The organism is Terrisphaera buseokensis (assembly GCF_047521145.2).
Taxonomy (GTDB): Bacteria; Verrucomicrobiota; Verrucomicrobiia; order Opitutales; family Opitutaceae; genus ER46.
In genome coordinates this window covers 6,350,706-6,372,120 of record NZ_CM134186.1, presented here as the reverse complement: position 1 = coordinate 6,372,120, position 21,415 = coordinate 6,350,706, and the positions used below count along the sequence as shown (strand labels likewise).

Here is a 21,415-nt window from a genome sequence, read left to right as displayed (position 1 = left end):
ATTTCGCAGAACTCAGTGAATACGGACGCTCACGGCGAACCGCTGGGTCGCCCCGGGTGCCACGAAGTGCAGGCCCACGTTGTTTTCCGGGGCGTTGGGCGGGCCCATCCACGGTTCCACGCAGAAGTACGGAGAGGTCTCCGCCATCGTCCAGGTCACGAAGGTCGCGCCGGGCGGCGGCACTTTTTCGGTGCCGAGCTGCACGACGACATCGCCGGGCCGGCCTTTTTCGCCGAACACGGCTTCGCTGCCCTTCAAACCGGTGTGCAACGCATCGATCAGCGCCGGGTTGGCCAGGTTCTCCTCGGGCTGCAACACGGGGCCGGGCACGAGCTTTCCGGTCGGGTCGTGCCGGAAACGCTGGGTGGCCGGAATCCGGATGAGGTAATCCTTGCGGGTGGTGCCTTCGGTCCACGGGAGCGTGAAGTAGAAGTGATGTCCGGCGGACCACGGGATCGGTTCGCGACCGAAATTCGTCAGCGCGAACTCGCAGGACAGGCCGACGGGTTCAAAGCGATAGGTGACGGTGAACTCGTAGTTGTAGGGATAGGACGCACGCGCCGCCTCGCCCGGCAGGAACTCCGCAATGAAGCCGCGGGCGTCGAGCTTGGTCACCTTGAAGTCGCCCTGCCGCGCGATGCCGTGCATGGGAATCGGGCGACGCACACCGTCGGCCGCGCGCCAGAAGTGGATGTCGCCGCGATCGTAGCTGCGGCCGCTGAACGGAAACAGGATGGGATTGCCGCCGCGCGCGTGGGCGATGTCGGTGAAGTCCGCGTTTTCGGGCCAGTACAGGACGTCGCGCACGGTGCCGTCCCCGAGCGTGACGTTCCAGTTCATCAACCGCGCTCCTTTTTCCGGCAGCGCCAGAAAGGTGGAGTTGCCGACGCGCCAGCGAGTGAGCGTCTGACCTTGATAGGGGACCTTTTCCATCGCGCGCATGCTTCATCTGCCGCGGTCTCGCGCCAAGTGTTTTGTGGAAACACGACCGGGTTTTCGAAAGGGGCGATGCTTGCGCTCCCGGTTGCGAAGAATCATGGTCCGGGGGTCGATGCATCTGCGGTTTCTTCAGCTTCTCGGATTTTGCTGCGTTCACCTGCTCCTAGGTGCTTGGACGGCGTCTGCCGCCGCGACCACCCCGGCGATCAGCGCGCCGCCCGCCGCGGAACTCAATGCCACGAGCAAACGGGTCTACGTGATCCCGGTGCGCGATCAGATCGGATCGCCCATTCTCTATATCATCCGTCGCGGCCTCAAGGAGGCGATCGACCAGAAGGCCGACGCCGTGATCCTCAACATGAAGACGCCCGGCGGCGCGCTCGACACGACGTTCGAGATCATGGAGGCGATCGGGAAGTTTCCCGGCACGACGATCACCTATGTGAACAACGAGGCGATGTCGGCGGGAGCGTTCATTTCGGCGACCACGCAGGAAATCTGGTTTGCGCCCAACGGCATCATCGGCGCGGCGGCACCGGTGAATTCCGGCGGCCAGGAAGTCGAGGCGACCATGCGGCAGAAGATCGTCAGTTATCTGAAGGCCCGCATCCGTGCCACCAGTGAAGGCAAGGGTTACCGCGGGGAAGTGATCTCCGCGATGATCGATGCCGATTATCAACTCAAGGTCGGCGACAAGGTAATCAAGGACAAGGGCGAGCTGCTGTCGCTCACGGCGAGCGAAGCCGCCAAGCACTACGGCGAGCCTCCGCAGACGCTGCTCTCCGCCGGCACGGCGAAAGATCTCAACGATCTGATCGCGCAACGCTTCGGTCCCAACAAACCGGTCGTCACGACGCTCGCCGTCACGTGGTCCGAGTCGCTGGCGGTCTGGCTCAACGCGATCTCGAGCATCCTTCTCGGGGTCGGCCTGCTTGCGATCTACATCGAATTCAAGACGCCCGGTTTCGGCGTCTTCGGGATCATCGGCATCGTCTGTCTCTCCATCGTTTTCCTCGGCAGCTATGTCGCGGGCCTGTCCGGCCACGAGCCAATCCTCGTCTTTGGACTGGGAGTCGTGCTGGTGGCGCTGGAAGTGTTCCTGTTTCCCGGAACGGTGATCTTCGCGCTCACCGGTCTCATGTTGATGCTCGGTTCACTCGTGTGGTCGATGGCCGACCTGTGGCCCAACGAGCCGGTGACCGTGGCGTGGAACGGCGACGCGTTTGTCGGCCCGCTCGCGAATCTCGGTTTTGGCGTCGTGATTGCCGTGGCATTGGCGCTCGGTCTCGCGCGCTTTATTCCGCGCGGCTGGTTTTTCTCGGAGCTCGCGGTCGCGCACCCGATTGCCGGGTCCGCGCAGGTGGCGGGCGTGGCGCCTGAACTCGGCGCCGGTGCCGGCAGCCTGGTCGGGCGCATCGCGGTGGCTTCGACCGGACTGTATCCGAGCGGCCAGGTGGACATCGACGGCCGGCGCTACGAAGCAAGGCTCGAGGTCGGCTCGGCCGCACCGGGCACGCGCGTGGTCGTGCGCCGCAAGACGGATTTCGGCCTGATGGTCGATCGGGAGGACGGAACCACATGACACCAATCATCGCATTGTTCGTCGCGGGTGTGCTGCTGATTGCGATCGAGGTCGTGGTGCCGGGCGCGGTGCTCGGAATCATCGGCGGCATCTGCCTGTTGATCGGCGTCGTCGTGTCCTTCGATCATTTCGGTTTCACCGGCGGCGCGGTCGCTACTGGTGTGGCGCTCGCGGTCGCGTCGATCGCGTTGTACCTTGAGTTCGTGCTGCTGCCGAAGAGCCGGCTCGCGAAGGTGTTTTCGATGACGGCGACTGTGGCCGGCCAGAGCCAGCCGGCCGTGGCGGATCGCGCCATCATCGGCCGCACGGTCGTGGCGGTCACGCCGTTGTCGCCGAGCGGTGTAGTGGAATGGGAAGGACGCCGCTACGAGGCCTTCGCGCGGAGCGGGCATGCGGTTGCGGGCGCGCGGCTGGAGGTCATCGACCTCGACAATTTTCGTCTCATCGTCAGTCAAACTTCAACCCACCCAGCTTAATGAGCATTACCCTGATTGTCGGCATTGCCGTCGGAATATTTGTCCTCGTCATCTTCGCCATCGTTTTCAGCCTGGTCGGCGCGTGGGTGAAGGCATTGTTCAACGGCGCCCCGGTGCCGATGTCGAAGCTGGTCGCGTTGAAATTCGCCAGCATTCCCTACGGCCTCGTGGTCGATGCGCGCATCACCGCCGTGCGGGCCGGCATCGCGCTCGACGCGGATCAAATCGCCTCGCACTTCCAGGCGGGCGGCAACGTCGTCCCGACCGTGCAGGCGCTGATCGCCGCGCAAAAGGCCGGCATCGAGCTCCACTGGGATCGGGCGTGTGCGATCGATCTCGCGACGAAGGGTTCCGGCAAGAGCGTCGTGGAAGCGGTGCGCACCTCGGTCGATCCGAAGGTCATCGACTGCCCGAATCCCGAGGGCGGCCGCACCACGATTGATGGCGTCGCGAAGGACGGCATCCAGGTGAAGGTGAAGGCGCGCGTCACGGTGCGCACGAACCTCGATCGTTTCGTCGGCGGCGCGAAGGAAGAGACCATCATCGCCCGCGTGGGCGAGGGCATCGTGTCGACGATTGGCTCGGCCGAAAGCTACAAGGTCGTGCTCGAGTCGCCGGACAGCATTTCGAAGACGGTGCTCGCGCGCGGTCTCGATGTGGGCTCGGCGTTTGAAATTCTCTCCATCGACATCGCCGACGTGGACGTCGGCGAAAACGTCGGCGCGAAACTCCAGGAAGCGCAGGCCGAGGCGAACAAGAACATGGCGCAGGCCCAGGCTGAAATCCGGCGCGCGGCCGCCGTGGCGGTCGAGCAGGAAATGAAGGCGCGCGTGCAGGAGATGCAGGCGAAGGTCGTCGAGGCGCAGGCGCAGGTGCCGCTCGCGATGGCCGAGGCGTTCCGCTCGGGCCGTCTGGGCGTGATGGACTATTACAAGATGGAAAATGTGCAGGCCGACACCCAGATGCGGGCGTCGATTGCGCATCCCGACGGCAAGAAGTAAGCGCGCGTCTCCGGCCCGTCCGTACCTTCCACAATGCTGGACTGGATTCTCAAGAACCTCGGCGTGGTGATCTTTCTGGTGATTTTCATCAGTCAGATCCTGCGCGCATTCCTGAACGCGAAAAAGGCGAGCGCGCAGCACGAGGCGGAGCACGACGAGAGCGCCGAGGCCCGTCGTGTGCGCGAAGTGCAGGAACAGATTCGACGCCAGATCGCCCAGCGGCGTGGCGGCAGTGCACCGGTGGCCCCGACGGCGCCACCGCCGTTGGAGCGGGCGTCCGAACCGGCCCCGACGCCGCGTCCGCAGACCACGCAGCTGCCCGAGCTTTTTGGCGGCCCGCTCGGTCGCATGCTTGAGGAATTGCAGAAACGCGCGCAGCCGCCGGCCGAGCCGCCGCCGCGGCCGGCGTACGTCGAGACGCGCAACAACGCCGAGATCGAACGCCAGCAGCAGCTCGCCGACCGGCTCAAGGAACTCGAGGATCAGCGGGCCGTCGTGCAACGTCGCGCCGCGCACGTCGCGAGCGATCAGCGCATCCTCGCTGCATCCGAACCGGCACTACGCACCGCCGCGCGTGATCTGGTGACGGCCGATCTCGCGAATCCCAACGCCCTGCGTCGGGCCTTCGTGTTGCGTGAAGTGCTGGGGCCGCCCGTGGCGTTTCGCTGATTCCTCTCGCTTTCCGCCGTGGGTGTCTGCCCGTGGCTACGAGCGCCCGCGAGTGGCGTTGGCCGCTCTGTTTGCAGCGCCGTGCGGCCACTCGCTGGCGCTCGTAGCCACGAACAAAAGCCAGCGCGCCGGGGCAGACGCTCTTACGGCGCGGGGAGTTCGCCGCGGCGTTCGCCCGGCGGCAGACCCATCGGAACCCGCCGTCCGTTCACCTCGATCAGCAGGTTCTCGGTGGCGCCGGGAGCCATGACCTCGATGTACACGGCGCCGGGACGCGACACGATCTTGGTGTCGCCCGGCGTGACCTGGCCCGAGAAAAGGAATTCACCATCGCTGCCGTCGGAATTTTTCTTGCGGACGGTGACCTGCAGCGGGCTCAGCGCGACCAATCCGAACGTGGGGCCGCGCGTGGCAACGGCGGGAGCCGGAGTCGGACTCGGGGACGGCTTTCGGCCCGTGAACAGGGCTTTCACCACAAAGAACAGCATGATGACAATCACCACGGCGCCGCCGATCTTCACGTACTTGAAGACGACCGCCGGATCCGGTCCCGTCGGCAGCGAACTGCCGGTGCGCGGCCGCGCCGGGCCGCGGTTCGCGTGGGACGGTTCGGGTGCGGGCTCCGTGGGCGGAGGCGTGCGATCACCGGCCTCGGTGGTGGCGACGGAAATATCCATCCGGCCGTACACTTCGCGGCTTGGCTGACGCGGCCGGGCGTCGCCCCGACCCAGCGCCGCGTAGTCGTTGAGGATCCGATCCGCCGGCAGCTTCAGGTAGTTCGAATACGAGCGCAGAAAGCCGCGCGTGTAGATCTCCGTCAGGCCGATATCAAAGTGGTTGCCTTCGAATTTCTGCAGGTAATCGCCGCGAATCTTGGTCGCCTCGGCTGCTTCGCGAATGGAGATGCCCTTTTTCTTGCGCGCTTCCTCAAGGCGTTCGCCGATGGTCTGCATGGAGTTGACTTAGAAAGGGGACGAGCCGAAGTCACCACGAAACACGCGAAAAGCGCGAAAGGTTGTGCACCGTTTCGCGACCGCTCGCCTGATCCGCGCGAATCCGCGCGATCGCGGCCGCCTCACATCGCGTCGAGATCGACGAGGATCTCGCGCGGGCTCGAACCGTTTTCCGGTCCGACGATGCCCTTCTCCTCCATGATTTCCATGATGCGCGCGGCGCGATTGTAGCCGATGCGCAGCCGGCGCTGGAGCATCGAGGTGCTGGCGCGTTTCGTGGATTTCAGGACGTCGAGCGCCTGCTGATACAATTCGCCATCGTCACCGAGATCGCCGTCGTCGCCGCCGCCCTCCTCGCCTTCCTCTTCCTCGCGGGCGGCCCGATCAATCTGTTGCTGGACGGACTGCGCGTACTGGGGCGGGCCGTTGCGCTTGAGAAACTCCACCATGGCCTGCACTTCCTCGTCGGAGACGAACGCGCCCTGCGCGCGCACCAGGCGCGAGGTGCCGGGCGGGGAGAACAGCATGTCACCGCGGCCGATCAGCGTGTCGGCACCCTTGGTGTCGAGAATGGTGCGCGAGTCGACCTGCGAGGCCACCTGGAATGCGATGCGCGAGGGTAGGTTGGCCTTGATGACGCCCGTGATGACGTTCACCGACGGACGTTGCGTCGCGATAATGAGATGGATCCCGGCGGCGCGCGCCAGCTGCGCGAGGCGGGCGATGCTGGTTTCGATCTCGGCGGGCGCGACCATCATGAGGTCGGCCAGCTCATCGATGATCGCGACGATGTACGGAAGACGATCGGGGACTTCGATGCCGTCGTCGGCCAGCGGATCGACACCGGTCAATGCCGCCTGCGCCTCGGGCAACGGCTCGGGCTTCTCGCCTTTTTTCCGGCTGTTGAAGCCGACGATATTGCGGACGTTGGCCTTCGCGAAAATCTGGTAGCGCTGCTCCATTTCACCCAGCAGCCACTTCAGCGCGGCGGGCACCTTCTTCGGCTCGGTGACGACCGGAATGAGCATGTGCGGCAGCGAATTGAAGATCTTCAATTCGACGACCTTCGGGTCGACCATGATCAGGCGCAGATCCTTCGGGCTCTTCGAATAGAGAATCGAGGCGACGATGGAATTGATGCAGACCGATTTGCCCGAGCCGGTGGCGCCCGCGATGAGCAGATGCGGCATCTTCGACAGATCGGAGACGAGCGGCTTGCCGGAGACGTCCTTGCCCAGCGCGATCGGAATCTCCGATTTCATGCCGGACCAGTCCTCGCTTTCGAGCAGCTCCCGCATGCCGACGGGCGTCGGGTTCAGATTGGGGACTTCGACGCCCACCGCGGCCTTGCCGGGAATCGGGGCGAGGATGCGGACCGACTGCGCGCGCATGCCGAGCGCGATGTTCTTGTCGAGGCCCGCGATTTTTTCAACGCGCACGCCGGCGGCGGGGACGACTTCGTAACGGGTGATGACGGGTCCGACGTGGATTTCGCCAAGCGTCACCTCGACGCCAAACTCGCTCAGGATGCGGAGCAGATTCTCGGCGTTGAGCCGGTGTTCCTCCTCGCTGTTGCTGGAGGCGGGCTTGACCTGTTCCTTCAACAGATTGAGCGGCGGAAACTGGTAGTTGGCGTCATCGCTCTGCGGGAGCGTGATCTTGGTGGCCTTCTTGGGCTCCTCGGGCTTGACGATGTTGAGCTCGACCCGGCCCGTCGCCACGGCGAGCGGCTTGGTGTCGGTCGCGGTCGCTCCCACGGCGGCTTTGGTGGGCTCGGGCTTGAACGGCGCGACGGTCTTCGCCGATCCTTTGGCCGGGGCCTCGGGCTTGGGCTCATCGGTTTTGGCGGCGGCGGGCGTTGGCTCCGGCGTGGCCGGCTCGGCCGGGCGCGGCGGGAGTCCCTTGAGCACCGGGCCTTCGCCGGGCTTCGTTACAAAGGTCTTCTTGCCGGTGTTCGGTCCCACCGTCAGCGGCGGCGTAGTCAAGCCCCGGCCGGGTGGCGTGGCGGCCAGGCTGGCGGCGGCGGCCTTCTGCTTCGCCTTGGTTTCCTTGTCGCGCTTGCGCTGTTCGACGAGTTCGGCCTTCAGGGCCGCACGTTCGGCGCGCCAGGCGCTGAAGTTGGAGGCGAATTTTTCAAACTCGGCGCCGATATCGCGCAGGAAGATGAACAGGAGCGCGCCGGCGTATACGGTGCCAAAGATCAGACCCGAACCGAACGGCCCGAGCGCATCGGCCAGGAGTTTCTGATAGAGCAGGCGCCCGAGATAGCCGCCGTAACCGAAGGGAAAGTAATCGCTGCCCCATTTCACCGCATCGAACATTGCGGACAGGCCGGCAAACGACGCACAGGCGATGATCATCGCGATCGTGCGCGTGCCGGACAAGTGCTTCGAGTTGCGGACCGACACGTACAGCATCCAGATCAGGAATACAGGCACCAGCCACGTGCTGACGCCGATGGAGAAGAAGAGGATCCACGCCGCATCGGCGCCGAGCCAGCCCATCAGGTTTTTCGCAGCCACCGTCGTCGAGCGAAACGGCAGTCCGACCTGCAGCGGATCGTAGTCCACCAAGGCGACCGTCAGAAACGCACCGGCCACGAAACAGAGCAGCGCTCCCACCCAGTTGGGACGGTACCGCGGGCCTTGAAAGGACGGGCCGGTGTTTGAGTTTGAAGTCTCTGACTTGGGCATTTGTGTGGACCGACCGCGAATCGGTGCGGACTCCACGGTATGAAGGCAGACGGTCAATTGTAAATACCCCCGGCTCCTTTTCACAAAAAACTCGTTATCAGCATGCGCGAATTGCTTCGTTTCCAGCCCTTGTACCAGGAACGCGTGTGGGGTGGTCGCGCCTTGGAAACCACGTTGGGCCGGGTGCTGCCGCGCAACGCACCGATCGGTGAGAGTTGGGAGGTGGTCGATCGGACCGAAGCGCAGTCGGTGGTCGAGGGCGGCACGCTGAACGGACAGTCGCTGCGGAGCGTACTGAGCCGGCATGCAGCCGACATCATGGGCCCGGCCTGGCCGGTCGGAAAACCGTTTCCGATCCTGGTCAAGTGGCTCGACTGCAAGGAACGGCTGAGCCTGCAGGTGCACCCGCCGGCCGCAGTCGCGGACGAACTCAAGGGCGAGCCCAAGACGGAAAACTGGTACATCGCCCACACCGCGCCCGGCGCCGAGTTGATCGTCGGGCTGCGTCGGGGCGTCACGCGCGAGCAGTTTGAAAAGGCGATCCCGACCAACACCGTCGAGCAGTGCGTCCATCATTTTCGCGTCGCGGCCGGCGACTCCATCCTGGTGCACAGCGGCCAGGTGCATGCGATCGATGCGGGCAATCTGATCCTAGAGATCCAGCAGAACTCCGACACGACCTACCGCGTGTACGACTGGGGGCGCGTGGGACTCGACGGCCTGCCGCGCCAGATGCACGTCCAGCAATCGCTGCGTTCAATTGACTGGACCGACTTCGAGCCCGCGCCGGTGCGCGCCGCGCCAACGTCGGGCGTGATTGCGGACTGTGCGGAGTTTCGCATTCGTCGGATCGTCCTGGGCGCGGGCGAACGCGTGCACCTGCGGGCGGGCGAACAGCCGCGGCTCATCAGCGTGGTCAGTGGCACGGTCCGCGTCGCCGGCGAAAACAGCAGCGGCACGCGCTCGCCGTTCGGGCCGAAGCTCGGGCCAGGCGAAAACGTCCTCGCACCGTATGCGGGCAGTTTCACGCTTTCCGCCGATACCACGACGATCCTGCTCCTCACGGAGAATTTTGCGGGCATTGCCTAGCGGCCAAGGGCGGACGCCCGCCCTGCCGTCACACCACGCTTGAAGAAACGCGAAAGCCGTAGTTAGCTCTCCGTTCTTTTGCATTATGGCCGAGCCTGAAACCAATCCGTCTTCCACTCCTCAAAACGCATCCGATGGCTCCGCCGGAGCCGAGGCGGGGCAGACCGCGGGTGACTTCGCGCCGGAATTCGAGGCGCAACTGACGGCCGCCAAGGCGGAAGCGGCGACGAACTACGACAAGTTCATGCGGACTGCGGCCGACCTGGAGAATTTCCGGCGGCGGGCGATGCGGGAGAAAGACGATCTGCGCACCAACGTAACGGGACGGGTCCTGGAGGATATTTTTCCGGTGCTGGACACGCTGGCGCTCGCGATTCAGGCGGCGAAGCAGCCGAATGCCGACCTCAAGTCGCTCATCGGCGGGGTCGATATGGTACTGACCCAGCTCAAAACCGCACTGTCGAACCATGGCCTCAAGGAGATCAATCCAGCCGGCCAGCCGTTCGATCCCCACCAACACGAGGCGATTTCCCACCAGCCCAGTTCCGACGTGAAGGAAGAACATGTCCTGAATGTCGTCCGCACCGGTTACTCGCTGAATGGGCGGCTGCTGCGTCCGGCCTCGGTGGTGGTTTCCAGCGGCTCGGCCAAGGAGCACAAACGCTGAACCGGACTCGACGAAGCGGCGCCCTGAGGCGCGCGTCGTCGCCGCATCCCGTCGCTTCGACTTACCATGGCCAAGGAAGACTACTACGAATTGCTCGGAGTCCAGAAGGGCGTCACCGCCGAAGAGATGAAAAAGGCCTATCGCAAGAAGGCCGTGCAATTTCATCCGGACAAGAACCCGGGCAACAAGGAAGCCGAGGAGATGTTCAAGAAGGTGTCGCACGCCTACGAGGTGTTGAGCGATCCCGACAAGCGCGCCGCGTACGATCGCTACGGTGCGGGGGCCTTTGAAGGTGGCGGCGGCGCGGGTCCGCGCGGTCCGGCCGGTGGCGCCGGCGGTTTCCACGATCCGTTCGACATCTTCCGCGAAGTGTTCGGCCAGCAGGGCGGCGGCGGTGGTGGCGGCGGAATTTTCGACGAGATGTTCGGCGGCGGCGGTGGTGGCCGCGACGGCGGGCGCGATGGCGCGGACCTGCGCTACGACCTGGAGATCACGCTCGAGGAAGCGGCCAAGGGCGTGGAAAAGGAAATCTCCTTCCGCAAGGCCATGGCGTGCGAACGCTGCGACGGCTCAGGCGCGGAGCCCGGCTCGAAAAAGATCACGTGTTCCACCTGTCGCGGCGCCGGCCAGATCCGGCGTTCAGGCGGCATCATCACCTTCACGCAGACCTGCCCAACCTGTGGCGGTGCGGGCGTCAAAGTGGAAAAGCCCTGCACCGCGTGTCGCGGCGACGGCCGCGTGGCGAAGAACACGAAGCTCAACGTGCGCATCCCGCCAGGTGTCGACACTGGATCGCGTTTGCGCTCGTCCGGGAACGGCGAAGCCGGCCAGGCCGGCGGCAATCCGGGCGATCTCTACATCGTGCTTTCCGTGAAGGAACACGAAATCTTCGAGCGGCAGGGCGAGGATCTCTTCTGCGAGATTCCGATCAAGTTCACGCTGGCCACGCTCGGCGGCACGATCGATGTCCCGACGCTGAACGGGAAAGCGTCGCTCAAGATCCCCGCGGCCACGCCCAGCGGCACGACCTTCCGGCTTCGCAGCAAGGGCATGCCGAGTCTCCGTGGCGGACATCAGGGCGACCAGCTTGTCCGCGTGCAGGTCGAAGTGCCGCAATCGCTGACCAGCGAGCAGCGCAAGATTCTCGAGGAGTTTGCCCGCGTCAGCGGCGACGCCGCCGAACCGACGTCACGCTCGTTTTTCGAGAAGGCGAAGAAGTTCTTCTAAGCGCGAGGTCCGTTAGTCGCCCGCGAATCTCCCGAATTCTCGCGAATTTTGGCGGGTCAACTACGAGGTACGCGAGCCGACCGTAGGGGCCGGTCGGTGGCTGGCTCGAAAGCGTTTATCACGCTTGAATTCGCGCTGATTCGCGTGGTTAGCGGGAGGCTCTTCCGAGCTTCACGTCCATCCACACGGCGATCGTCAGCACGGCACCGCGGGCGATGAATTTAATTTCGGGCGAGACCGCGAGGAGCGTCATGCCGTTGAGCAGCGCTGTCATGATCAACGCGCCGAAAATCACGCCCCATACCGATCCGCGTCCGCCCCGCAGCGCCGTCCCGCCGATCACACACGCGGCGATCGCGTCGAGCTCCATGAGATCGCCCACGGTGGTCGTCGACGCGCCCGAATAGGCGGTCGTCATGAAACCGGTGAGCGCGACCGTCACGCCCATCAGCAGGTACGCGCCGACGAGCACGCGATTGACGGCGATGCCGGACAGCACCGCGGCCTCCTCGTTGCCGCCGATGGCGTAGAGATAGCGGCCGAACGGCGTGTGCTGGGTCAGGAAGGCGACGGCCCCCGCCGTGGCGGAAAGAATCAACAGCGTCAGCGGCACGCCCCGCGACTGGTTGCAGATCAGCACCACGCCCAGCACGCCGACCGTCGTGGCGAGCCAGAGCGCCGCTTCCTTCCCGGTCGATCGCACCGGCAGGCCGTGCGCCGCGCGCGTGACGCGCCCGCGCCACGCCATGACGCCCAGCGTCGCGAGCACGATCGCCGCGAGGCCGAGCCCGATCGACGCCGGCAGGTAATAGGTCGTCAGCAGCGAGTAGAGATTGTCCTGATCGCCGCGCGACACGGGGATGGTCGAATTCTGGATCACGAGCCAGAAGAGCCCCTTGAAGATCAGCAGCCCGCCGAGCGTGATGATGAACGACGGAATCCGCTGCCGGACAATCAGCGTGCCCATCAGCGTCCAGAGCAGGATCGCGACGGCAAACGCCGCGAGCATCGCGACCGGCGCCGGCCAGCCCTGTTGAAACACGAGCACGGCGGCGATGCCGCCCACGAGCCCGACGCCGCTGCCGACCGAGAGATCGATCTGCCCCGTGAGCAGAATCATGAACATGCCGAGCGCGAGCGTCCCCGTGATGGAGAACTCCACGATGAGCTGCGTGAGATTGCGCGGCCCGAGAAACGCGCTCTCGCGCAGCGCGAAGAACACGCAGATCCCGATCAGCGCGAGCGGCATCGCGAAGTGCTGCAACTGCGGGCGCGTCTTCATCGGCGGAAAAAACGTGGTGCGCACGCATCCCGCGTGCAATCCGCAGGCTGCCGGCGGGACGCCTGTGCTCCCGGAGGTGTCGCATCGTGCTGTATCCGGTTTTTCATGCTGCTGCCGGAGCGTGACCCATCGCCGCGGCGAGAAGCGATTCCTGATTGAACTCGCCCCGCGCGAATTCCCCGCCGATGCGACCCTCGGCCAGCATGATGATGCGATCGCTCATGCCCATCAGCTCGGGGAGCTCGCTCGACACCAGGATGACCGCCTTGCCGCCGGCGGTGAGGCGGTTGATCAGTTCGTAGACTTCCAGTTTCGCGCCGACATCGATGCCGCGCGTGGGCTCGTCGAGCATCACCACCGCGGGCCCGGTCATGAGCGCCTTGCCGAGCACGACCTTCTGCTGGTTGCCGCCGGAAAGTCCACCGGCGCGCGCGTGCTGGCCGGGTGCCTTGATCCGCAGCGAATCGAACAGCTCCTGATTGCGTACATGCTCTGCCGACGCATCGATGCGGCCCGGGGCCACGACAAACTGGCGCAGACTGGAGAGTGAAAGATTGAAGCCGATCGGTTGATCGAGAATGAGCCCGTAGCGCCGGCGGTCCTCGCTCGCGAGCACGAGCCCGCGCGCAATGGCTGCCCGCGGGTTGAGCCGGTCGCAGGGTTCGCCGCGGAGCGTCACAGTGCCGCTGATCCGATGGCCCCACGCCCCGAACAGATGCATCAGCAACTCCGTGCGCCCCGCGCCCATCAGGCCGCCGAACCCCAGCACCTCGCCGGGTCGCAGCGAGAAGGAAAGATCGCGGAGGAACGCCGGTTCGCCGGGTGCGCGTGCGACATGGAGGTCGCGAACGTCGAGGAGCGGAGCGGTCGGCGGCACCGTGGGGGCAGCGGGCGGCGCGCCCGAAGTGGACGCGAGCGCGGTGCGTTTGGGAAACAGATCGGCGATCTCGCGTCCGACCATGTGACGAATGACGAGCGGAATGGTGGCGGCGGCACGGTCGAGCGTGACGATGCTCGCGCCGTCGCGCAGCACCGTGATGCGATCGGCGATCGCGAAGACTTCGCCGAGCTTGTGCGAAATGTACACGCACGCCGTGCCCTGTGCGCGCAACCGCCGCAAATGATCGAGCAGCACCGTTACCTCCTGCTCCGTGAGCGCCGCAGTCGGTTCGTCGAGCACCAGAATCCGCGACTGCTTGTCGGTCGCGCGGACGATCTCGATCAATTGCTTCTGACCGATACCGAGCGTGTGCACGGGGGCTTCCGGTGCGATCGACAGCCCGAAGTCGGCGAGCAGGACTGCTGCGCGGCGGTGCATCTCCAGCCAGTCGACGCGCACGCCGCGCCGCGGGGCCCGGCCGAGGAAAATGTTTTCCGCCACGCTCAGCTCGTCGACGAGCGCGAGTTCCTGCGTGATCACCGCGATGCCCGCCGCGCCCGCGTCGCGCACCGAGTGAAATACCGCCTCACGGCCGTCGAGCGTCAACGTGCCCTCATAACTGCCGTGCGGATGAATCCCCGCCAGCAGCTTGATCAACGTGGATTTGCCCGCGCCGTTTTCCCCGCAGAGCGCGTGAATTTCGCCGGCGCGCAGGTCGAAATCGACGCCGTTGAGCGCAATCACGCCGGGGAAACGCTTCACCAAGCCGCGAGCGGAGAGGAGGGGCGTCATGCGAGGGAAGAGGGCGTGAAAACGGAAGGGATCACCACGAAACACACGAACTACACGAAAGGAGGAGCTGGCGGGACAATGCTCGCGCGCTGATGGCAGACGTGACGGTCGCTAGACGAAGTATCCCTTTCGTGTATTCCGTGTGTTTCGTGGTTCTCTCCCCCTGCACTCAAGATCCGCCTACTTCAGATCAGATGCCTTGTGAAAGCCGTCGGCGACGACGGTGGACGTGAGGTTCTCCTTATCGACGGAGATGACCTTTTCAAAAATCGACGGCACCTGCTTCGCGCCGTTGTCGAGGGTGGCGCTGGTGGCCGGCTTGTTGCCCTTGGCGACATCGACGGCCACACGGGCCGCGAGGCTGGCGAGATTCTTGAGCGGCTTGTACACCGTCATCGCCTGCGTGCCGCGCAGGATGCGCTGACACGCGGCGAGATCGGCGTCCTGTCCGGTGACGAGCACCTTGCCGGCGAGACCTTCCTCAAGCAGCGCCTGAATCGCGCCGCCCGCGGTGCCGTCATTCGAGACGACCACCGCGTCGATGCCGCGGCCGGCCTTCGTGATCGCGGCGTTCATGATCTTCTTGGCGTTCTCGGGCTTCCAATCGAGCGCCCAATCCTCGTGCAACACCTGGATTTTGCCGGCCTGGATCAACGGCTGAAGGATGTTGTCCTGGCCCTGCTTGAAGAGCTTCGCGTTGTTGTCGGTCGGCGCGCCGTAGATCCGGACGATCTTCGCCGGACGATCCTTCGGCAGCCGCGCGGCCGCGTAGCTGCCCTGGGCTTCGCCGACCTTCACGTTGTCGAAAGTCAGGTAGTAGTCGATCGACGCGTTGAGAATGAGACGATCATACGCGATGACGGGAATCTTCGCTTCGTTCGCCGATTTCACCGCGCGCGTCATGGCGGCGCCATTGTGCGGCACGATCACGAGCACGTCGACCTTGCGGCTGATCAACGACTCGACGTCGCGGACCTGGCGCGTGTCGTCGCTGTTCGCGGACTGCACGATCACCGTCGCACCCAGTTTCGCGGCCTCGGCGATGAAGGTGTCGCGATCCCGCTGCCACCGCTCCTCCTTCAACGTGTCGAGCGAGAGCCCGATAACGGGTTTTTCCTTGGAGGCGAAGGCGGCGGTCGCAAGGGCGAGAACGGCGAGGGCGAAGCGAAGTTTCATGGGGCGGTGAGGGGAGGATTTACATCCGCGAGGGAATCGTGAGGCTTGCGACCACGTGACGCTCGACAACCCAAAATTGCGAACCCTGAGTGAGACCGTGGCGTGGCGCGAACAGCTCCGGCGCGAGGGCCGGCGCGTGGTGCTGACCAATGGCGTGTTCGATCTGTTGCACACGGGCCACCTGTATTACCTGAAAAGGGCGCGGGAGCTCGGCGACGTCCTCGTGATTGCGCTGAATGCCGACACCAGCGTCCGCGCGTTGAAAGGCCCGTCGCGGCCCGTCCAGGATGAACTTCAGCGCGCCTACGCGCTCGGGGCGCTCGCCTGCATCGACGGCATTGTGATTTTCCGCGAGCCGCGGCTGACCGCAGAAATTCGCGCGCTGCGGCCCGACGTGTATTGCAAAGCCGGAGACTACACGCTCGAGAAACTGAATCCCGAGGAGCGTGGAGCGTTGCAGGAGGTCGGGGCCCGGATCGAGTTTCTGCCGTTCCTGCCCGGATTTTCCACGACGAACCTCATCGCGCGGATCAAGGCGGCGGGGGAGATCTGAAAACCAGTTGAGAGTTGAGGGATGAGCGTTGAGAGTTTCAAACGGAGCGAACGTTCTTAACCAGTGGACCGGCCCGGGAGCCGATCTTTGCCTCACCGCCCTCGTTTCATCCATCACTGATCGAAATCATGCGCATCGTCATCCTCGGTTCCGGTCGCGGCTCGAATGCCGAAGCCATTCTCAAAGCCCAGCAGGCGGGCCGGCTCTGCTCGGCGCGGGTCGTGCAGATTTACGCGGACAAACCGGACGCGGGCATTCTCGCGCTGGGCCCGCGGTTCGGCGTATCCGCCGACTTCCTCGACGCGGCGCCGTACAAGACCAAGCTCGATGGCACGGCCGAGCAGCATTACATCGCGGCGATCCTCGCGTGCCAGGCGGACCTCATCGTGCTCGCGGGTTTCATGCGCGTGTTGAAGCCGCCGTTTCTCACGCAGTTCGCGGGGCGCGTCATCAATCTGCATCCGAGTCTGCTCCCGAGTTTCCCCGGACTCGACGGGATCGGCCAGGCGTTCCGGCGCGGCGTGAAAATCACCGGCTGCACGGTGCACCATGTGACGCTCGAAGTGGATGGCGGCCCCATCATCGATCAGGCGGCGGTGCGGGTGGAGGACGACGATACGCTGGAAACGTTGAGCGCGCGCGTTCACGCCGCCGAGCACGCGCTGCTGCCGGCAGTGATCGCGCGACTCAGCAACAGCGACCTTCGCCCCACGCTGTGAGGACCGTCGCTGCGTTTTCCTCCAGGAGCGCGGCCACCCCGCCCCCGTTTCGCTGAGCAAAACGCCAATCCGACGCCAATGGAGCATTTGCCGCGCATCCTGATTGTCGAAGACGAGCCGGCGATTGCGGATACGTTGCTGTATGCGTTGCGCACCGAGGGTTTCGCCCCGGAGTGGTGCGCCACGGGGCGCGCGGGGCTGGCGGCGCTGACCGTGAAACCCTTTGCGCTGGTCGTGCTCGACGTCGGCCTGCCCGACGGCAGCGGCTTCGATGTCTGCAAACAGATTCGCGCGCGCTGGTCGCTGCCGGTGCTGTTTCTCACGGCGCGCAACACCGAGCTCGATCGCGTGCTGGGCCTGGAAATCGGCGGCGATGACTACTTGGTGAAACCGTTCAGCCCGCGCGAACTCACGGCCCGCGTGAAGGCAATCCTGCGGCGCACGCAGGTGGCCGTGGACGTCTCCGCACGCGACCCGGCCGTTCGTCATCGTAGGGATGACGAACCGGATCGGGGTGGCGCGGAGTTCGTGGTGGATGGGGAGCGGTGTTTGATCGCTTTCCGTGGGGTCGTGCTGGAGCTGACCCGTTATGAGTTTCGTTTGCTGAAGACGCTGGTGGCCCGGCCGGGCCGGGTGTTCTCCCGGGATCAGCTGATGACGGCGGCGTGGGAGGATCCCGGCGCCAGTCTCGATCGCACGGTCGATGCCCACATCAAATCCGTGCGCGCCAAGCTGAGGGCGGTCGCGCCGGACGTGGATCCGATTCAGACGCATCGCGGGCTCGGGTATTCGCTGCGTGACCGGAGCCCGGGCGTCCCGCCCCGGGCTCCGTGAATGCGGTCGGGGCGGCCCGCGTTCACCCATGAAAATCCGCACGGCGATCTTCGGTGTTTACGTGGGGGCCTCGGCAATCGGTTTTGCCGGGATGATGGGATTCGTCCTTCGCGATGTGCGGTTGCGCTACGTCGAGTCGATGCGGCGCACGCTGGGCGATACGGCGCTCTTTCTCGGAGCGTATGTCACGGAGGATCTGCCCGCGGGCGAAGCGTGGCCGGGCAAGCTGGCGACGCTGCCGCCAAAGGCCGATCTGCTGCGCGTGTTCGCCTGCGATCGCGCGGGGCGCGTGGTGTTCGACTCCGCGCACCAGCGGGATGTCGGTATCCACTATGCCTGGACCGTGACGGACGGAGCCGTTGCAGCCGCCGGGCAGAAGACAATTTCCAACGTGGCCGTGGCCGGGACGGAGCTGTGCGTGGCCACGCCGGTGCGACGCGCGGGTGAACTGCTCGGTTGGGTGGGCGTGGGGCGGCCGCTGGCCAGTGTGGTCGACGGCATTCGGGAGGCGCGGTGGCGCATCGTGGTCTGGCTCGGATCGATCGCCGCCATGATGGTGGCTGCGGGATGGTGGATTGCGTCGAAGCTCACGCATTCGCTGGAGCGCCTGACCGACTATGCGCTCGCCGTGCGCGATGGCCGGCCCGCGGAGCCGCCGCAATCGCGTGCGCGCGAAGTGGCGGCGCTGGCGCGGGCGTTCGAGGACATGCGCGTGACGCTCGAGGGCAAAGCCTACGTTGAGCGCTACACACAGGCGCTGGCGCACGAGTTCAAGGCCCCGCTGTCATCGATTCGCGGTGCGGCGGAGTTGCTGGCGGAAAATCCGCCGGAGGCCGACCGGCAGCGTTTTCTTGGCAACCTGCGCGCCGAATCGGCCCGCCTGCAGCAGATCGTGGAGCGTTTGCTGGAACTTGCGGCGCTGGAGTCGCGGCGCGCGGGGGTGGCGATGTCGGCGATCGATTTCGCCGGCGTCGTGCGCGATGTGCACACGGCGGCCCGGGCGGTGGCGGCGCAGCGCGGCGTGACCCTGTCCTGCGCGGCCGGGGAGCCGGCGACGGTGCACGGCGAACGTTTTCTGCTGGAGCAGGGCGTGGGCAATCTCGTGCAGAACGCGCTCGAATTCACGCCGGTGGGCGGGACGATCACGATCACGTTGCAGCGCGACGCGCACGGTGTGCGGGTGATCGTCGACGACACTGGGCCGGGCGTGCCCGACTACGCCATCGAAAAAATCTTCGAGCGGTTCTACTCGCTGCCGCGGCCCGACACCGGGCGGAAGAGCAGCGGCCTGGGCCTCAGCATCGTGCGCGAAATCGCGCGCCTGCATGGCGGCGACGTGCGTTTGGAGAACCGGCCGGAAGGCGGCGCGCGGGCGATGCTGACGTTGCCGCTGACGTAGGCGCTCCCGCGAATGCGCGGTAAGGCAACCGAGTGTCCCTGGATGGCCTGGGACCGCGACCGCCCCCGGTCGCTGCTGGGACGCCTGCGCTCCCGAGTCCGGCTAGCGCGCCGCCTGCGGCGGAGAAAATTCCATCCGCAGCACGAGCAACCGGGTCGCCTGGATGGAGCTCTCCTTCGCGAAGGTCTTTTCCATCCGCCCGGCGTGTTCGACCCGCACTTCGGCGCCGAGGGTTTCCAGCGCCAGTCCCTCGCGGTTCGCGAGAAAATCGGGCGCGATCGTCCAGTCGCCGCTGCGGCGACGAATCAGGCCGCCGCCGATCTCCCGGCGCAGCGCGGCGGGATCGTTCGCGCTGCCCGCCACGTGGACTTCGTTGCCGTCGGCTTCGCGCCTGAAATCGGAGCGAAACAGCGTCAACCGGGCCGGCTCCGCGAGATCCTTCCACGCAATGATGACCGGTCCGTGGGCGGGCCGTTGGCGGGGAAACGCGATCTGCTCCATCTGCAGGGCCGCCGGCGTGGTGACCTCGCCCAACGCGTGGCGCTTTCCATCCGGTGCAATCAGCACGAAGCGGTAAACGGTTCCCGGAGCGACCGTGAGCGGGCTGCTGTCCGGCAGATGGTAATAGGGATAACGATCGTAGTAGTTGCCGGTCCTGACGCGAAACTCGAGCGGCACGCCATTCACCTCGATTCGCGCATCACCGCGTTCGATGTCCCGGCCCTTCGCATGCCGGAGCACCGCGTGGATCGAGGCATAAACGGCGTCGCGGGTGTCGTACCCGCGCTCGGTCCGTTCCTCGATCTTCAACTCAACGCGCAGGTCGGACAGCGTGGCCGGCCAGTCGGTGGCGCGCGGCTTGGATTCGAAGATCGAGAGGAGTGACATGAGGACAAGGAAGCTGGAAGACAGGGGCATGAGGACGAGCCAGTATCCCAAACCCCAAGCCTGCAGTCACTGGGCCGTCCGGCCAATGGCCTCACCGAAACTTTTGTGGAATGATGCGACATGCGTGGCAGCCCCCTGCTTCTTCTCCTTTTTCCGGCCCTCCTGCTCGCGTCCATGAACGCCTCTCCCTCCGGTCTCCACCCGCTCTCGTCGCCACTGCCTGAGGCTCGCATCGAATTCACGCTGCGCCAGCTCGTGACTGCGGGAGAGTCAGTCATGGTCGAGAGCAGGTATTCCGCTCACCGCGAACGCGATGTCCGCAAGCAGCGGCACTTTCACCTGCTCGGCTCCGTCTTTCGCATCGGGTCGAATGATCTCGTGACGGTCCAGCGCGACGAGTTTTTCGTTGCCCGGCAAACGGTGACCGCGACCGCGGCCGGGATTGCGTTTGCGGTGCCGTTGCGAGCGCCCGACGAGGAGTATCGCGCCTACGGGCTGGAGTCGGTGCGCGTGGGCCGCGTGGAGTTCGGTCGTTGGACTTCGGATACGCCGATTCTTCCCCACGGTTTCGGACTCGTGGCCGAACGGGACGCGCTGACCGGCCGTTTTCGCCGGGAGGGCATCGGGGCGCTGCCACTCAGTGGGAAACTGCCCCTGTGGCCGTCGCTGCGCCGAGTCGACGTGGCCATCGAGAACGTGTGCCGCCCGGCGGTCGAGCTGTGGGATCCGATGAAGAAGCATCATTGGGACGGCTGGCGGCAAACCACCCCGCAGGATTGGCCGGGCGGTCGCACGATTCTGGCGCGTCATATCGCGCAGCCCACAGTGTGGCGGGTGCACGAGTATCACGCTTATCCGCCTGGCAGTGCGCCGCCCATCCTCCGGCCTGAACCGCCCGTGGGCGTGCTACCCGGGGTGGAGCGCGAGGCGTTCTGGCCGGAAGGGAGCGCGATTGAGTTCCCCGAGGTGCTTTTTGCGGAACCGGCGTCCGTGTTGAGCCTGCCCGTGGCTCGTCTCACCGCGCGGGCGCGTCAGATCCTGGCGGATGCGGCCACGCTTCGCCCCGGCCTCGAACATTTGAGCGTCAGTGCCGCGGAGTGGGGCGAACTTGATGCTCTCGCCACGGGCAACCCGCCGGCCGGGGTGGAATGGGAGATAAAAGCGGCTGAAGGCGATCGATCCATCCTCGTGGGCCACCGGCGGGAGTTTACCGAAGCGTGGATCCATCTCTTTGGGATCGAGTACGACGACGACCGCCGTTACGCGGTCGCGGCGCTCGTGCTGCATCCGCAGCGCTGGACCGGTGAGCTGCCGAAAGACTGACGCTGGTCATCATTGTCGCGCGTGTTTCTTCAGAGAAGTGCGGAAGTGATCTGAGCAGGCACCATGCAGTTGAAAGGTGAAAGTTGAAGGTTGAAAGCCCCCAATTGCCAGCGGCAGCCAATGGTCCTTGAGCGCGGGCAGGTTTCCACCGACGGATGCGAGACTGAATTCGAACCCAAGCGACAGTGGTGGTCTGCTTCCGGTTCTTTCAACTTTCACCTTTCAACCTTCAACTGCGTGAGTCCGTCTGAGGGAAGAGGCCGGCGTTCACGA

At 65.3% G+C, this 21,415-nt stretch carries 19 protein-coding genes; 12 read left to right on the top strand and 7 right to left on the bottom strand.

Annotated features, from left to right (window positions below; translation table 11 throughout):
- Positions 1 to 12: 12 nt before the first annotated feature.
- Complete coding sequence (locus ACLJEU_RS23965) at positions 13 to 933, bottom strand: aldose epimerase family protein (RefSeq protein ID WP_414663990.1); 921 nt, start codon at positions 931 to 933, stop codon at positions 13 to 15.
- A gap of 118 nt (positions 934 to 1,051) precedes the next feature.
- Here ACLJEU_RS23965 and ACLJEU_RS23960 point away from each other — a divergent pair, with 118 nt between their 5' ends.
- The 4 genes from ACLJEU_RS23960 to ACLJEU_RS23945 are packed head-to-tail and all read left to right on the top strand — an operon-like array spanning position 1,052 to position 4,667.
- Positions 1,052 to 2,521: an NfeD family protein gene (locus ACLJEU_RS23960; RefSeq protein ID WP_414663991.1), complete on the top strand. Its 1,470-nt coding sequence runs from the start codon at positions 1,052 to 1,054 to the stop codon at positions 2,519 to 2,521.
- Complete coding sequence (locus tag ACLJEU_RS23955) at positions 2,518 to 2,997, top strand: NfeD family protein (protein WP_414663992.1); 480 nt, start codon at positions 2,518 to 2,520, stop codon at positions 2,995 to 2,997. Before ACLJEU_RS23960 ends, ACLJEU_RS23955 begins: the two co-directional genes overlap by 4 nt.
- The gene (gene floA / locus ACLJEU_RS23950; protein ID WP_414663993.1) at positions 2,997 to 3,998 is read left to right on the top strand and encodes a flotillin-like protein FloA; all 1,002 of its coding nucleotides are present in this window, start codon (positions 2,997 to 2,999) and stop codon (positions 3,996 to 3,998) included. Before ACLJEU_RS23955 ends, floA begins: the two co-directional genes overlap by 1 nt.
- Positions 3,999 to 4,031: 33 nt before the next feature.
- The gene (locus tag ACLJEU_RS23945; protein WP_414663994.1) at positions 4,032 to 4,667 is read left to right on the top strand and encodes a hypothetical protein; all 636 of its coding nucleotides are present in this window, start codon (positions 4,032 to 4,034) and stop codon (positions 4,665 to 4,667) included.
- 143 nt (positions 4,668 to 4,810) lie between these two features.
- Here the strand turns inward: ACLJEU_RS23945 and ACLJEU_RS23940 are convergent, their stop codons facing one another.
- Together ACLJEU_RS23940 and ACLJEU_RS23935 are read right to left on the bottom strand one after the other, a co-directional pair.
- The gene (locus ACLJEU_RS23940; protein ID WP_414663995.1) at positions 4,811 to 5,620 is read right to left on the bottom strand and encodes a helix-turn-helix domain-containing protein; all 810 of its coding nucleotides are present in this window, start codon (positions 5,618 to 5,620) and stop codon (positions 4,811 to 4,813) included.
- A 122-nt stretch (positions 5,621 to 5,742) separates the two neighbouring features.
- Positions 5,743 to 8,313 carry a DNA translocase FtsK 4TM domain-containing protein gene (locus ACLJEU_RS23935; RefSeq protein WP_457795301.1) on the bottom strand — a complete coding sequence of 857 codons (2,571 nt, stop codon included), beginning with the start codon at positions 8,311 to 8,313 and terminating at the stop codon, positions 5,743 to 5,745.
- Positions 8,314 to 8,415: 102 nt separating this feature from the next.
- Here ACLJEU_RS23935 and ACLJEU_RS23930 point away from each other — a divergent pair, with 102 nt between their 5' ends.
- From ACLJEU_RS23930 to dnaJ, 3 genes are all read left to right on the top strand, one after another.
- A complete protein-coding gene (locus ACLJEU_RS23930; protein ID WP_414663997.1) occupies positions 8,416 to 9,402 on the top strand; it encodes a type I phosphomannose isomerase catalytic subunit in 987 nt (328 codons plus the stop codon).
- Positions 9,403 to 9,487: 85 nt separating this feature from the next.
- The gene (locus tag ACLJEU_RS23925; protein ID WP_414663998.1) at positions 9,488 to 10,069 is read left to right on the top strand and encodes a nucleotide exchange factor GrpE; all 582 of its coding nucleotides are present in this window, start codon (positions 9,488 to 9,490) and stop codon (positions 10,067 to 10,069) included.
- A 66-nt stretch (positions 10,070 to 10,135) separates the two neighbouring features.
- Positions 10,136 to 11,296: a molecular chaperone DnaJ gene (dnaJ, locus tag ACLJEU_RS23920; RefSeq protein ID WP_414663999.1), complete on the top strand. Its 1,161-nt coding sequence runs from the start codon at positions 10,136 to 10,138 to the stop codon at positions 11,294 to 11,296.
- A 148-nt stretch (positions 11,297 to 11,444) separates the two neighbouring features.
- On the opposite strand, the gene ACLJEU_RS23915 is transcribed toward dnaJ, so the two are convergent.
- The 3 genes from ACLJEU_RS23915 to ACLJEU_RS23905 all read right to left on the bottom strand — a co-directional run bounded on the left by ACLJEU_RS23915 (position 11,445) and on the right by ACLJEU_RS23905 (position 15,426).
- Entirely contained in the window at positions 11,445 to 12,578 is a 1,134-nt protein-coding gene (locus ACLJEU_RS23915) for a sugar ABC transporter permease (RefSeq protein ID WP_414664000.1), read from the bottom strand.
- 103 nt (positions 12,579 to 12,681) lie between these two features.
- A complete protein-coding gene (locus ACLJEU_RS23910) occupies positions 12,682 to 14,250 on the bottom strand; it encodes a sugar ABC transporter ATP-binding protein (RefSeq protein ID WP_414664001.1) in 1,569 nt (522 codons plus the stop codon).
- 180 nt (positions 14,251 to 14,430) lie between these two features.
- On the bottom strand, positions 14,431 to 15,426 hold the full coding sequence (locus ACLJEU_RS23905) for a sugar ABC transporter substrate-binding protein (protein WP_414664002.1): 996 nt from the start codon (positions 15,424 to 15,426) through the stop codon (positions 14,431 to 14,433).
- 76 nt (positions 15,427 to 15,502) lie between these two features.
- Between ACLJEU_RS23905 and ACLJEU_RS23900 the strand changes: the two genes are divergently transcribed.
- The 4 genes from ACLJEU_RS23900 (at position 15,503) to creC (ending at position 18,931) form a co-directional block, all read left to right on the top strand.
- A complete protein-coding gene (locus tag ACLJEU_RS23900) occupies positions 15,503 to 15,979 on the top strand; it encodes an adenylyltransferase/cytidyltransferase family protein (protein WP_414664003.1) in 477 nt (158 codons plus the stop codon).
- A gap of 128 nt (positions 15,980 to 16,107) precedes the next feature.
- Entirely contained in the window at positions 16,108 to 16,698 is a 591-nt protein-coding gene (gene purN / locus ACLJEU_RS23895) for a phosphoribosylglycinamide formyltransferase (protein ID WP_414664004.1), read from the top strand.
- 78 nt (positions 16,699 to 16,776) lie between these two features.
- The gene (creB, locus tag ACLJEU_RS23890) at positions 16,777 to 17,532 is read left to right on the top strand and encodes a two-component system response regulator CreB (protein ID WP_414664005.1); all 756 of its coding nucleotides are present in this window, start codon (positions 16,777 to 16,779) and stop codon (positions 17,530 to 17,532) included.
- 28 nt (positions 17,533 to 17,560) lie between these two features.
- Positions 17,561 to 18,931 carry a two-component system sensor histidine kinase CreC gene (gene creC, locus ACLJEU_RS23885; RefSeq protein WP_414664006.1) on the top strand — a complete coding sequence of 457 codons (1,371 nt, stop codon included), beginning with the start codon at positions 17,561 to 17,563 and terminating at the stop codon, positions 18,929 to 18,931.
- Between the two features lie 102 nt (positions 18,932 to 19,033).
- On the opposite strand, the gene ACLJEU_RS23880 is transcribed toward creC, so the two are convergent.
- A complete protein-coding gene (locus ACLJEU_RS23880; RefSeq protein WP_414664007.1) occupies positions 19,034 to 19,819 on the bottom strand; it encodes a hypothetical protein in 786 nt (261 codons plus the stop codon).
- 174 nt (positions 19,820 to 19,993) lie between these two features.
- Here ACLJEU_RS23880 and ACLJEU_RS23875 point away from each other — a divergent pair, with 174 nt between their 5' ends.
- Positions 19,994 to 21,142, top strand: a complete 1,149-nt coding sequence (locus ACLJEU_RS23875; RefSeq protein ID WP_414664008.1) for a hypothetical protein — start codon at positions 19,994 to 19,996, stop codon at positions 21,140 to 21,142.
- The last annotated feature ends 273 nt before the right edge of the window (positions 21,143 to 21,415 follow it).

What these genes read in the sequence shown, in the direction of transcription:
- ACLJEU_RS23965 (WP_414663990.1), bottom strand. Translation starts at nt 933, where the DNA reads ATGGAAAAGGTCCCCTATCAAGGTCAGACGCTCACTCGCTGGCGCGTC.
- ACLJEU_RS23960 (WP_414663991.1), top strand. Translation starts at nt 1,052, where the DNA reads ATGCATCTGCGGTTTCTTCAGCTTCTCGGATTTTGCTGCGTTCACCTG.
- ACLJEU_RS23955 (WP_414663992.1), top strand. Translation starts at nt 2,518, where the DNA reads ATGACACCAATCATCGCATTGTTCGTCGCGGGTGTGCTGCTGATTGCG.
- floA (WP_414663993.1), top strand. Translation starts at nt 2,997, where the DNA reads ATGAGCATTACCCTGATTGTCGGCATTGCCGTCGGAATATTTGTCCTC.
- ACLJEU_RS23945 (WP_414663994.1), top strand. Translation starts at nt 4,032, where the DNA reads ATGCTGGACTGGATTCTCAAGAACCTCGGCGTGGTGATCTTTCTGGTG.
- ACLJEU_RS23940 (WP_414663995.1), bottom strand. Translation starts at nt 5,620, where the DNA reads ATGCAGACCATCGGCGAACGCCTTGAGGAAGCGCGCAAGAAAAAGGGC.
- ACLJEU_RS23935 (WP_457795301.1), bottom strand. Translation starts at nt 8,313, where the DNA reads ATGCCCAAGTCAGAGACTTCAAACTCAAACACCGGCCCGTCCTTTCAA.
- ACLJEU_RS23930 (WP_414663997.1), top strand. Translation starts at nt 8,416, where the DNA reads ATGCGCGAATTGCTTCGTTTCCAGCCCTTGTACCAGGAACGCGTGTGG.
- ACLJEU_RS23925 (WP_414663998.1), top strand. Translation starts at nt 9,488, where the DNA reads ATGGCCGAGCCTGAAACCAATCCGTCTTCCACTCCTCAAAACGCATCC.
- dnaJ (WP_414663999.1), top strand. Translation starts at nt 10,136, where the DNA reads ATGGCCAAGGAAGACTACTACGAATTGCTCGGAGTCCAGAAGGGCGTC.
- ACLJEU_RS23915 (WP_414664000.1), bottom strand. Translation starts at nt 12,578, where the DNA reads ATGAAGACGCGCCCGCAGTTGCAGCACTTCGCGATGCCGCTCGCGCTG.
- ACLJEU_RS23910 (WP_414664001.1), bottom strand. Translation starts at nt 14,250, where the DNA reads ATGACGCCCCTCCTCTCCGCTCGCGGCTTGGTGAAGCGTTTCCCCGGC.
- ACLJEU_RS23905 (WP_414664002.1), bottom strand. Translation starts at nt 15,426, where the DNA reads ATGAAACTTCGCTTCGCCCTCGCCGTTCTCGCCCTTGCGACCGCCGCC.
- purN (WP_414664004.1), top strand. Translation starts at nt 16,108, where the DNA reads ATGCGCATCGTCATCCTCGGTTCCGGTCGCGGCTCGAATGCCGAAGCC.
- creB (WP_414664005.1), top strand. Translation starts at nt 16,777, where the DNA reads ATGGAGCATTTGCCGCGCATCCTGATTGTCGAAGACGAGCCGGCGATT.
- creC (WP_414664006.1), top strand. Translation starts at nt 17,561, where the DNA reads ATGAAAATCCGCACGGCGATCTTCGGTGTTTACGTGGGGGCCTCGGCA.
- ACLJEU_RS23880 (WP_414664007.1), bottom strand. Translation starts at nt 19,819, where the DNA reads ATGTCACTCCTCTCGATCTTCGAATCCAAGCCGCGCGCCACCGACTGG.
- ACLJEU_RS23875 (WP_414664008.1), top strand. Translation starts at nt 19,994, where the DNA reads ATGAACGCCTCTCCCTCCGGTCTCCACCCGCTCTCGTCGCCACTGCCT.